Origin of the sequence: Cellulomonas pakistanensis (assembly GCF_016862755.1) — a bacterium.
Classification (GTDB): Bacteria; Actinomycetota; Actinomycetes; order Actinomycetales; family Cellulomonadaceae; genus Cellulomonas; species Cellulomonas pakistanensis.
In genome coordinates, this window is the sequence record NZ_BONO01000044.1 from 1 (window position 1) to 9,834 (window position 9,834).

Below are 9,834 nucleotides of genomic sequence, written 5' to 3' on the forward strand. Positions count from 1 at the left end.
AGGGCGCGGACGTCCCCGCGGCGGGGACCGAGCCGGCGGGGGCGGAGCCCGAGGCGCCGGCCGCGGCGCCGGCGCCGGCGTCCGAGCCCGAGCCCGGCGCGCCCGCGGGAGGGTCCGGGCGCGGCGGCGCGCGCCGCGAGGAGGCGACGGTGTCCGCGTCGTCCCCCGGCTCGCTGGCCGCGCGGCGCGCCGTGCTGCAGCGCGTCCGGTCCGCCGACCGCCCGGTGCCGACCGGCGCCGTCGCGCAGGCCGCGCAGAAGGCCGACCCCACGCTGCCGGGCACGCGCTGGGCCGGCACGGGCGGCTTCCTGCCGTGGCTGTCCCAGGCCGTGCCGGAGCTCGGCGTCGCCGCACGCCCCTCGCCCGGGTACGTCTGGGACCCGAAGCGGTTCGGCGAGGCCGACCTGCCCGGCGCCGTCGCCGAGGGCCCCGCCGGCACCGACGCGACCGCGCTGGAGCGCCAGGTCGTCGCGGTCACCGACACCCCGGGGCTCAGCCGGGACAACTACCGGGTGCTCCTGACCGCGCTGGCCGACGACGTGCGGGAGCACCCGTTCGAGCGCACCGCCACCGCCCGCCGGGTCCGGGACGCCTGCCAGGCCGCGGGCGCCGCCGTCGGGCGGTCGACCGTCAACACGGTGATCTCCGGCGTCCTGTACGTCGGCCTCGAGCTCGACGAGACGGTCACCGCCGTCGACGTGGCGGAGGCCTGGGCGGACAACGTCGTCGGGCTGTGCCGCGGCGCCCGCATGGAGCTCACCGAGGCGGACGAGGTCGCGATCGACGACTGGGTCGGCGGCGGCCTCCTGGACGACCTGGAGGACTGAGCCGCCGGGGGTGCACAAGACACGCCGAGGGTGCCCGCACTGAGGGCACCGCGGGCGTGTCTCGTGCACCCTCGCGGCCCCGCTACGCCGGGGTCGGCGCCAGGGCGGCCAGCGCCGGGTTGTCGACCGCCGCGGCCAGCGCCGCCGCGTGCTCCGCCGCGCCCGGCTCCCCGAGCGCCGCGCGGTGCCCCGCCGCCCGGGCCACGAGCTCCCGCATCCCCCGCCGCGCGGCGAACGCCTCCAGCTCGGCCGCCCACGCCGCCGCGCCGGGCACGCCGCGCGGGACGGCGAACCCGCAGAGCGCGTCGAGGCAGTGCGCCTCGACCCAGTCGTGGGCGTCCCGCTGCCGCCGGCACGCGCCCGGCGCGGCGGTGAGCAGGTCGAGGGCGAGGGCGTCGTCGCCCCGGGCGGCCGCGAGCAAGCCGCGGCCGCGCAGCGCGTAGCCCTCCCAGCAGGGGTCGCCGACCTGGCAGGCCAGCGCGTACGCGCCCTCGAACCCGTCCTCGGCGCCCGCCAGGTCGCCCGCCCGCAGCAGCACCTCGGCGCGCTGCGACCGCGGGAAGGGCAGGAACGACGTCCAGCCGAGGTCGCGCGCCACGGCGCACGCCCGGTCGAGGGCCGCGAGCGCCGCGTCCGCCTCGTCCCGCTGGACGCGGAGCCGCCCGAGCGCGGTCAGCGCGTAGGCCTCCGCCCGCAGGTCGCCCGCCGCCCGGGCGTCGTCGAGCGCCGCGTCGAGCACCGCGACCGCGCCGGCGTAGTCCGCCTGGTCGCACCGGCCGATGCCGTCGAACACCCCGACCCAGGCCCGTAGCCGGGCGTCCCCGCCGCCGAGCGACCGCGCCCGGCCGAACCAGGCCGCGGCCCGCGGGTACCGGCCGCGCAGGGTCTCGACGTGGCCCAGCTCGAGGGCGGCCCGCGCCGCCACGTCGGCGGACCCGGCGCGGCGCGCGGCCACCAGCGCCTCGTGCAGGACGGTCAGCGCCTCCTCGTCGCTGCCGCGCACGCCGTGCACGAGCACCCGGCCCAGCGCCCCCAGCGCCCCCGCGAGGCGGCCGTCGTCGCCCAGCCCGCGCGCCCCGGCGACGCCGGTGCGGAGCAGGTCGATCGCCCGCTCGTACGCCCCGACGTGCGCCGCGGCCTCCGCCCCCTCGACCGCGGCGTCCACCGCGGCGGGCGACGTCGGCACGCCGCCGTCCAGGACGCCGTCCTCCGCCCGCGCGCCCGCAGGCCGCGCAGCACCCGCCCCGGGCGCCGGCGAGGGACGCGCCCGCAGCGCCGCGGCCAGGCTCGGCGACGGCTCCACGCCGAGCTCCCGGCGGAACAGCGCCCGGCACTCGGCCGCGCGACGCTCCGCCGCGGCCCGGTCCCCGACCGCCACCAGGGCGCGCACCCACAGCTCGTGCCCCCGCTCGGCGAGCGGCTCGGCGGCGACGAGGCGCCCCGCCAGGTCGACCGCCCCGGCCGCGTCGCCGCGGGCGAGCCGGCTGTGCGCCGCCTCGTGCAGGATCGCGGCGGTCAGGCCGGCGACCCGCTCGCGCTCGGCGGCGAGCCACAGCTCGAGCGCCGCGCTCCCCCGGGGCGTGACCCCCTCCAGCAGCGCCCCGCCGAACCCGGGGAGCGCGAGCGCCTCCGCCCACGCCCCCGAGGCCAGGACCCGGACGTCGACCTCGGTCCCCGGCCGCAGGTCCAGCACGAGCGGGTCCCCGGCGAGGTCCGCCACGCCGTCGAGCGCCCGGCGCAGCTGCGACAGGTTCCACCGCAGCGCGGCGCCGGGGTCGTCCGCGTCGTCGACCAGCAGGCCGGCGAGCCGGCTCCGCGGGACCGGTCCGCGGGCGAGCGCCAGGTAGGCGAGCAGCAGCCACGCCTTGCTCCCGCGCGGCGCGGGCGCAGGGCCGCCCCGCCCGCCCCGCCGGACCGCCGGCGGGCCGAGCAGGGCGATCGCCGGGGTCAGCCCGCGTTCCCCGCGATGTTCACGAGCCACATCGTGCCGAACTTGTCGGTCAGCATCCCGAACGAGTCGCCCCACGGGGCCGTCGCCAGCGGCTCGACCACGTTCCCCCCGTCCGACAGCTTCTCCCAGTACCCGCGGAGCTCGGCGTCCTCGGCCGGGCCGCCGCTGAGCGACACGGAGAAGTTGTCCCCGGGGTTGTACGGCATCGAGCTGGGCGTGTCCGCCCCCATCAGCACGAGGCCACCGGGCGTCTCGAGCTGGGAGTGCATGACCTTGTCCTTCTCGGCCGGGTCGTCGCTCGCCTGGAAGTCGCCGAACGTGCTGATCGTGAGCTCCCCGCCGAACACCGACCGGTAGAACTCCATCGCCTCCCGCGCCGTGTCACGGAAGCCGAGGTAGGGGTTGAGGCGCGTCGGCATGGCGGTCTCCTGCTTCGGGACGGTCGCGAACGTGATGTGGATCACACTGCCGCCGTGCCGCATCCGCCGTCAAGAGACTCCGACCTCGGTCCTCCGCGCCGTCAGGAGCAGGTACTCCCACTCCAGGACGAGGCCGCCCCGGGCGCCGGGCCGGGCCGACCGCCGGGCCAGGTCGGCCAGGTCGTCGTCCAGCGCCGCGGCGCGCGCCGGGTCGTCCGCCACCGCGCGGTACGCGGCGATCGTCGGCCCGTAGTGGCTCGCGAAGTAGTCCCGGAACGCCTCGGGCGTGCCGAACACGTCGACGGTCAGCACCCGCCGCTCGGCGCGGACCTCGGCCACCCCGTCGCCGAGCAGCCCCCGCACGTGCGCCTCGTCGCCCCACAGCGGCGGCGGCTGCACGCCCGGCGGCGGCGCCGGCAGGTACGGCTTCATCGTGGCGAACAGCTGCCCGATGAACCCGCCCGGCGTCCACGCGAGCAGGCCGACGCGACCGCCCGGCCGGCAGACCCGCATCAGCTCGGCCGCCGCCACGGCGTGCCGCGGCGCGAACATCACCCCGACGCACGACGTCACCACGTCGAACGCCCCGGCCGGGAACGGCAGCGCCTCGGCGTCCGCCTCCTGCCAGTCGAGCGCCACCCCGCGCGCCTCGGCCGCCCGCCGCCCGGCCTCGAGCAGCGCCGGCGTGAGGTCCGACGCCACCACGCGGCCGCCGGCGAGCGCCGCCGGCACCGCGGCGTTGCCCGACCCCGCCGCCACGTCGAGCACCCGCTCGCCCGGGCGTACGCCCACCGCCTCGACCAGCGCCGGGCCGAGCGGGGCGATCACCTCCGCCGCGAGCGCCGGGTAGTCGCCCAGCGCCCACATCGCGCGGTGCTTCTCCTTGAGGGCCGTCACGGCCGCGTCCTGGGTCGTGCGCGCTCCCCCGATGATCGTCATCACGTCGTCCACCTGCTCCTCGCCCGTGGGCCCCGATCCGATCCGGCGCCCGATGCGGACCACGGAACACCGCGGGCGTGTGCGCGGACGTGTGACGCCGTGACGGCCCGGCGCCGCGCGCGGACGCGCCGCCGCCCGCTCGCCGCGCGGCCTGCGACCCGGCGTGTGAGGCTGGCGGCCCACGGCGCGGTCGCACGCCGCGGGCCGCCGCGGGACGACCGCGCTCGCCAGGGGGACCTCACCGATGGACGCACCGCCCAGCACGATCCCCGCACCGACGGGGACGGCCGCCCCGCACCGCGCGGCCACGCCGCCCGCGCTGCGCACCGTGGGCGTCGAGGAGGAGCTGCTCCTCGTCGACCCCCGGACCGGCCGGGTGCGGCCCGTCGCCGCCACGGCGCTCGCCGCGGACGCCGCGCTGGGCGCACCCGCCCTGACCCCGGAGCTCCAGCAGGAGCAGGTCGAGACCGCGACGCCGCCGCGCGCGTCGATGGCCGACGTCGACGCGGACCTGCGGGCGCTGCGGGACCGGGCGCAGGCCGCCGCGCGCGCTGCAGGCGTCCTGGCGGTCCCGCTCGCCACCTCCCCGCTGCCGGCGCGGCCGTCCCTGTCACCGGGCGACCGCTACCGCGCGATCAGCGACAGCTTCGGGGTGACCTGCGCGCAGCAGCTCACCTGCGGCTGCCACGTGCACGTGGCGGTCGACTCCCCGGACGAGGGTGTCGCGGTGCTCGATCGCATCCGGTCGTGGCTGCCGCTGCTCACGGCGGTCGCGACGAACTCCCCGTTCGCCGACGGCCAGGACACGGGCTACGCGGGCTACCGCACGCAGGCCTGGGGCCGCTGGCCGGCGACGGGACCCGTCGACCTCTACGGCTCCGTGGAGCGTTACCACGCCCGGGTGCAGCAGCTGCTCGACACCGGCGTGCTGCTCGACGCCGGCATGTTCTACGCGGACGCCCGGCTCTCGCACCGCTACCCCACCGTGGAGGTGCGGGTCGCGGACGTGTGCCTCGACCCCGCGGACACGGTGCTCGTCGCCGCGCTCGCCCGGGCGCTCGTCGTCACGGCGGCGGACGAGTGGCGCGCGGGCGAGCCGCCGCTGCCCACCGAGACCGCGGTCCTGCGGCTGGCCGCCTGGCGCGCGAGCCGTGACGGCGTCGAGGGCGACCTGCTGCACCCGGTCACGGGCCGCCCGGTCGCCGCGCCGCTCGCCGTGCAGGCCCTGCTGGACCATGTGGGCCCCGCGCTGGCGGCCGCCGGGGACGCCGCGCTCGTCGAGCGCCGCCTGGAGCACGTGCTCGCCCGCGGCACGGGCGCCACCTGGCAGCGCGCCGTCGCCGCCGCCACGGGCGACCTCGCCGAGGTCGTCCTCCGGTCCGCCGTCTGACGCGGGCGCACCCACCGCCCAGCGACCCGCGCGCCCCCGCCCTCTGGTTGGCGACCGGGGCCGTCCTGGCCGCCTCGGTCGCGCTGACCGACCGGGACGCCGCCGGCTCCTGACCGGTCCGGTGGGCTCAGGCGGCGAGCCGGCGCGCCACCGCGCGGGCCGTCCGGCGCCCCGACGCGATCGCGCCCTGCTGCGACGGCGTGTCCCGGTGGTCCCCGCACACGTACAGCCCGTCTCCGAGGTCGACCGGCTGCCGCACCCGCAGCGGTGGCGTCGCCGCGGGCAGGGCGCCGGCGATCTCGTGGGTCGCGAGCTCGCGCCAGCCCCGCGGGTCGGCGCCGAGCATCTCCCCCGCCTGCCGGCGCACCTCCGCGGGGTCGGGCCGCGCGGCGGCGTCCCACGGGCCGGAGGGGAGCACCGACGTGGCCTGCACGAGCTGCGCGCCGGCCGGGGCGTACGACGGGGCGGCGGCCGAGACCAGCGCCGCGTCGACCACCGGTCCCCGGCGTCGGCCGTCCACCACGACGGCGTCCACCCGCGGGATGCCCTCGGCCGCCCACCAGGTCGTCGACAGCCCGCGCATCGGCGGGGCCGCGACGCCCGTCAGCGCCTCGGCCGTCACGGGGTCCGCGGCCACGACCACCGCGCGGGCCCGCACCCGGCTGCCGTCCACGTGCACCGCCCGGCCGCCGACGACCGCCTCGACCGCGGTGACCCGGGCGCCGGTCGTCACCCGCGGGAGCCCGTCCGCCAGCAGGGCGGGCAGCGCGCCCGCGCCCCCGGCCGGCAGGCCGGGCGTCCCGCGCAGCATCGACCGGACGATCAGCCGGACCGCAGCCGCGGACGTCGACCCGGACTCGTCGGCGAGCACGCCCGCGAGGAACGGCTCCAGCACCTCGTGGCGCAGCCGGCCGTCGACGCCCGCCGCGGTCAGCGATTCGGCGAGTGTCGTGTCCGGCCCCTGCTCCAGCGCGCGGACCGGGCCGAGCGCCGGCGCCGCCCAGTGGGCGAGCGCCGCGAGCTCGCCGACCCGCAGGTACCCGCTGCCGAGCGTCTCCCGCAGCCGGGCGGGCGCCCGTCGCGGGTCGGCGAGCACCGCCAGCCCGCCGTCCCGCCGGACGGCCACGCCGGGCAGGAACGGCTGCAGCCGGAGCGCGTCGACGTCGACGACCTCCCGCAGCGCCGGGTACGCCGGGTTCACCACCTGGAACCCGCGGTCGAGGGTGAAGCCGTCGACCTGCTCGCTGCGCACCCGGCCGCCGATCGTCGCGTCGGCCTCGAGCACCCGGACGTCCAGCCCGCGCGCGTGCAGGGTCCGGGCGCAGGTCAGCCCGGCCAGGCCGGCCCCCACCACCACGACGTCGCAGTCCATGTGCCGGAGCCTAGGGGCGGGGTCGGTGGGTCGCCCGGCGAGCGTCAGACCAGGTCGAGCCCGGAGGCGACGCCGAGCAGCTCGTCGATCACCGCGACCACCGCAGGCCCGGGCTCGCGGCGGGTGGCCCGGTGCCGCGCGACCAGCCGGCGGGAACCCAACCCGGGCACCGTCGCGACCGTCACGCCGTCCGGCAGCTCGCCCTGCAGCGCCAGCGCGGGCAGCAGCGCGACGCCCTGCCCCGCCGCCACGAGGGCCAGCGCGACGTCGAAGTCGTAGTACAGGTGCCGCGACGTCACCGACCCCAGCGCCGCTGTCACCCGGCCCATCGCGCGGGCTGCGGCCGTGTGCGGCTCCGCCGCCAGCCACGTCACGCCCGCCAGGTCGGACAGCTGCGTCGGCGTCGCCACCGAGCCCGGCAGCACCAGCCGCCACGGCTCCTCGAGCAGCACCACGTCGCGCTGCCCGCGCGGCACGTGCGTGTCGGCGTCCTCGTCGCGCTCCAGCAGCACGACGTCGGCGTCGCCCTCGCGCAGCCGGCGCAGCGAGTCGCCCTGCTCGTGCTCCTCGACCAGCAGCTCGATGCCCGGGTGGTGCTCGGCCACGACGGCGAACGCCGGGGCGATCACCGCGCGGATGGCGGTCTGGAACGCGGCCACCGTGACCCGGCCGGACAGCTCGCCGCCGAGCTCGGCGAGCGACTTGCGGGCCTCGACCAGCTCCGACTCGATGCGCTCCGCGGCCTCCGCGAGGATGCGGCCGACGGCCGTCAGCGTGGCGCCGCGGGGGTTGCGGTCGAGCACCGCGACGCCCTCCTCCGCCTCCAGCCGGGTGATCTGCTGGGACACCGCGGAGGGCGTCACGTGCAGCAGGTCGGCGGCGGCGAGCACCCCGCCGGCGCGGTGGACGGCGAGCAGGACGGCGAGGCGTCGGGGGTCGGTCGGCACCGTTTCATCCTAATTCAGTTCCGGTGAACCCCTGTCGCAACATCATTCGATTGTGCTGAACCAGATCAGGCCGCATGATTCTGCTGCCGGCGAACCGCGGGCCACCGCACGCCGGTCCCCTCACCCCAACCCTCTGCCTTGCCAGGAGTACGCCCGTGTCCGCTTTCGTCACCGCGCTCGGCTGGGTCGGCGCGGTCACGTGCCTCGTCGCCTACGTCCTCGTCACCCGCGGGACCTGGGCGCCGACATCCGGCCGCTACCAGCTCGCGAACGTCGTGTCCGGGCTGTTCATGGGCCTGGTCGCCGCGAGCAGCGGCGTCTGGCCGTCGGTCGTGACGAACGCGGTGTGGGCCGTCGTCGGCGCGCACGCCGTCATGGTCGTCCTCAAGGCGCGGCGACGTCGGCAGCAGGAGGCCGCCGAGCGCGCGCTGGCCGCCGTCGCGGAGGCGCCCGTCGCCGCGGTCGAGCCGGTGCCGGCGCGCGCGGTGGACCTGGCCGCCTGACGGCTCAGACGTCGAGCACGCGGAGCCGGACGCGCACCGGCTCCCCCACGGCCAGCCCCTCGGCGACGCGCACGGCCTTCTTGACGGGCAGCACGTAGGCGCGCGCCTTCGAGTCCGGGAAGATCGACGTCCGCCAGGTCGTCGACCCGACCGTCACCTCGACCCGCAGCGAGCCGAACCCGCGCGCGAAGGCACCGGCCCGCTCGAGGATCTCGTCCGACGCGTCCTCGGGGACGCCGACCAGCGTCCACAGCTCGCCGGGCCGGGCGTCCCACTCGAACAGCGGGGCCTCGAAGTCGAAGGTCATGCCCCGATGCTGCCGCACGCCGCCGACAGCGGCCGCGCGCGGCAGCACGGGACGCCGGGGGTCACGGCACGGTGTGCCCGGCCGCGCGGTACAGCTCGTACCACTCGGCCCGCGTGAGCGGCACCTCGGACCCGGCGGCCGACTCGGTCACGCGCGACGGCGTGGTCGTCCCGAGCACGACCTGCATCTGCGCCGGGTGCCGGGTGATCCACGCGACCGCGATGCCGGTCGGCGTCACGCCGTACTTGTCCGCGAGCCGGTCCAGCACGTCGTTGAGCTCCGGGTACGCCTCGCGGTCGCCCAGGAAGACGCCGTCGAAGAAGCCCTTCTGGAACGGCGACCACGCCTGCACCGTGATGTCGTGCAGGCGGCAGTAGTCGAGCAGGCCGTTGTCCCGGGAGATCGACTGGTCCAGCGCCGCCATGTTCGCGGCGACGCCCTGGGCCACCAGCGGCGCGTGCGTGATGCTGAGCTGCAGCTGGTTGACGACGAGCGGCTGCTGGACCGACTTCTTGAGCAGCTCGATCTGCTGCGGCGTGTGGTTCGAGACGCCGAACGCGCGCACCTTGCCCGCGGCGGCGAGCTCGTCGAACGCGCGGGCCACCTCGTCCGGCTCGACCAGCGCGTCTGGGCGGTGCAGCAGCAGGATGTCGACGTGGTCGGTGCGCAGCGCGCGCAGGGACCCCTCGACGGACGACACGATCTCGTCGTAGGAGAAGTCGAAGTACGGGCCGTCCTTGATGATCCCGGCCTTGGTCTGGATGACGAACTCGTCGCGCTGGGACGGCGTCAGGTCGAGCGCCTCGGCGAACCGCGCCTCGCAGCCGTGCTTCTCGTCGCCGTAGACCGCGGCGTGGTCGACGAAGGCGATCCCCGCGTCGCGGGCGGTGCGGACGAGCTCGCGCACCTCGTCGTCGGACTTCTGCTGGATGCGCATCAGGCCGAGGATCACGTTCGGCGCGACGATGTCGGTTCCGGGCAGGGTGAACGTCTTCATGCTGGTCCCTCGGGTCGGCGGTGACGACGAGGCCCGGCCGGAGCCGCGGCGCTCGGGGCGAGCCTAGAACGGCGGTGGGGCGTCGTGCGCGTCGGCGGTGGCGTCGTGGGTGCGGCCGGTGCCGGGGCGCACGAGGTAACGGTGGCTGGCCGGGGTCACCCACTCGAACAGCCCGGGTTCGA

Annotated in this window: 9 protein-coding genes and 1 pseudogene; 3 read left to right on the forward strand and 7 right to left on the reverse strand. The window is 77.9% G+C overall.

The features are described from left to right. Nucleotides 1-827, forward strand: a pseudogene (locus Cpa01nite_RS18245) (hypothetical protein); the annotation flags it as partial. An 82-nt stretch (nucleotides 828-909) separates the two neighbouring features. Here the strand turns inward: Cpa01nite_RS18245 and Cpa01nite_RS18250 are convergent. From Cpa01nite_RS18250 to Cpa01nite_RS18260, 3 genes are all read right to left on the reverse strand, one after another. Next, nucleotides 910-2,808, reverse strand: coding sequence for an AfsR/SARP family transcriptional regulator (locus Cpa01nite_RS18250; protein WP_203670290.1), 1,899 nt, complete (start codon nucleotides 2,806-2,808; stop codon nucleotides 910-912). Next, nucleotides 2,775-3,197 carry a VOC family protein gene (locus Cpa01nite_RS18255; RefSeq protein ID WP_203670297.1) on the reverse strand — a complete coding sequence of 141 codons (423 nt, stop codon included), beginning with the start codon at nucleotides 3,195-3,197 and terminating at the stop codon, nucleotides 2,775-2,777. The genes Cpa01nite_RS18250 and Cpa01nite_RS18255 overlap by 34 nt, the downstream gene beginning before the upstream one ends. Before the next feature lie 69 nt (nucleotides 3,198-3,266). Further along, nucleotides 3,267-4,199, reverse strand: a complete 933-nt coding sequence (locus Cpa01nite_RS18260; RefSeq protein ID WP_308439399.1) for a class I SAM-dependent methyltransferase — start codon at nucleotides 4,197-4,199, stop codon at nucleotides 3,267-3,269. 181 nt (nucleotides 4,200-4,380) lie between these two features. Here Cpa01nite_RS18260 and Cpa01nite_RS18265 point away from each other — a divergent pair, with 181 nt between their 5' ends. After that, nucleotides 4,381-5,526, forward strand: a complete 1,146-nt coding sequence (locus tag Cpa01nite_RS18265) for a carboxylate-amine ligase (RefSeq protein ID WP_203670291.1) — start codon at nucleotides 4,381-4,383, stop codon at nucleotides 5,524-5,526. A gap of 127 nt (nucleotides 5,527-5,653) precedes the next feature. Here Cpa01nite_RS18265 and Cpa01nite_RS18270 read toward each other — a convergent pair whose 3' ends face one another. Together Cpa01nite_RS18270 and Cpa01nite_RS18275 are read right to left on the reverse strand one after the other, a co-directional pair. Next, nucleotides 5,654-6,898: an FAD-dependent oxidoreductase gene (locus Cpa01nite_RS18270; RefSeq protein WP_203670292.1), complete on the reverse strand. Its 1,245-nt coding sequence runs from the start codon at nucleotides 6,896-6,898 to the stop codon at nucleotides 5,654-5,656. 44 nt (nucleotides 6,899-6,942) lie between these two features. Then, complete coding sequence (locus tag Cpa01nite_RS18275; RefSeq protein ID WP_203670293.1) at nucleotides 6,943-7,845, reverse strand: LysR family transcriptional regulator; 903 nt, start codon at nucleotides 7,843-7,845, stop codon at nucleotides 6,943-6,945. 155 nt (nucleotides 7,846-8,000) lie between these two features. Between Cpa01nite_RS18275 and Cpa01nite_RS18280 the strand changes: the two genes are divergently transcribed. Beyond that, nucleotides 8,001-8,348 (forward strand): CBU_0592 family membrane protein, encoded by a 348-nt coding sequence (locus Cpa01nite_RS18280; protein WP_203670294.1) that lies wholly within the window; start codon nucleotides 8,001-8,003, stop codon nucleotides 8,346-8,348. Between the two features lie 4 nt (nucleotides 8,349-8,352). Here the strand turns inward: Cpa01nite_RS18280 and Cpa01nite_RS18285 are convergent, their stop codons facing one another. Then, nucleotides 8,353-8,655, reverse strand: a complete 303-nt coding sequence (locus tag Cpa01nite_RS18285; RefSeq protein ID WP_203670295.1) for a DUF1905 domain-containing protein — start codon at nucleotides 8,653-8,655, stop codon at nucleotides 8,353-8,355. A gap of 61 nt (nucleotides 8,656-8,716) precedes the next feature. Then, the gene (locus Cpa01nite_RS18290; RefSeq protein WP_203670296.1) at nucleotides 8,717-9,652 is read right to left on the reverse strand and encodes an aldo/keto reductase; all 936 of its coding nucleotides are present in this window, start codon (nucleotides 9,650-9,652) and stop codon (nucleotides 8,717-8,719) included. Between the last annotated feature and the right edge of the window lie 182 nt (nucleotides 9,653-9,834).

Coding starts and splice junctions, on each gene's coding strand:
- Cpa01nite_RS18255 (WP_203670297.1), bottom strand. CDS start 3,197: ATGCCGACGCGCCTCAACCCCTACCTCGGCTTCCGTGACACGGCGCGG.
- Cpa01nite_RS18265 (WP_203670291.1), top strand. CDS start 4,381: ATGGACGCACCGCCCAGCACGATCCCCGCACCGACGGGGACGGCCGCC.
- Cpa01nite_RS18270 (WP_203670292.1), bottom strand. CDS start 6,898: ATGGACTGCGACGTCGTGGTGGTGGGGGCCGGCCTGGCCGGGCTGACC.
- Cpa01nite_RS18285 (WP_203670295.1), bottom strand. CDS start 8,655: ATGACCTTCGACTTCGAGGCCCCGCTGTTCGAGTGGGACGCCCGGCCC.
- Cpa01nite_RS18290 (WP_203670296.1), bottom strand. CDS start 9,652: ATGAAGACGTTCACCCTGCCCGGAACCGACATCGTCGCGCCGAACGTG.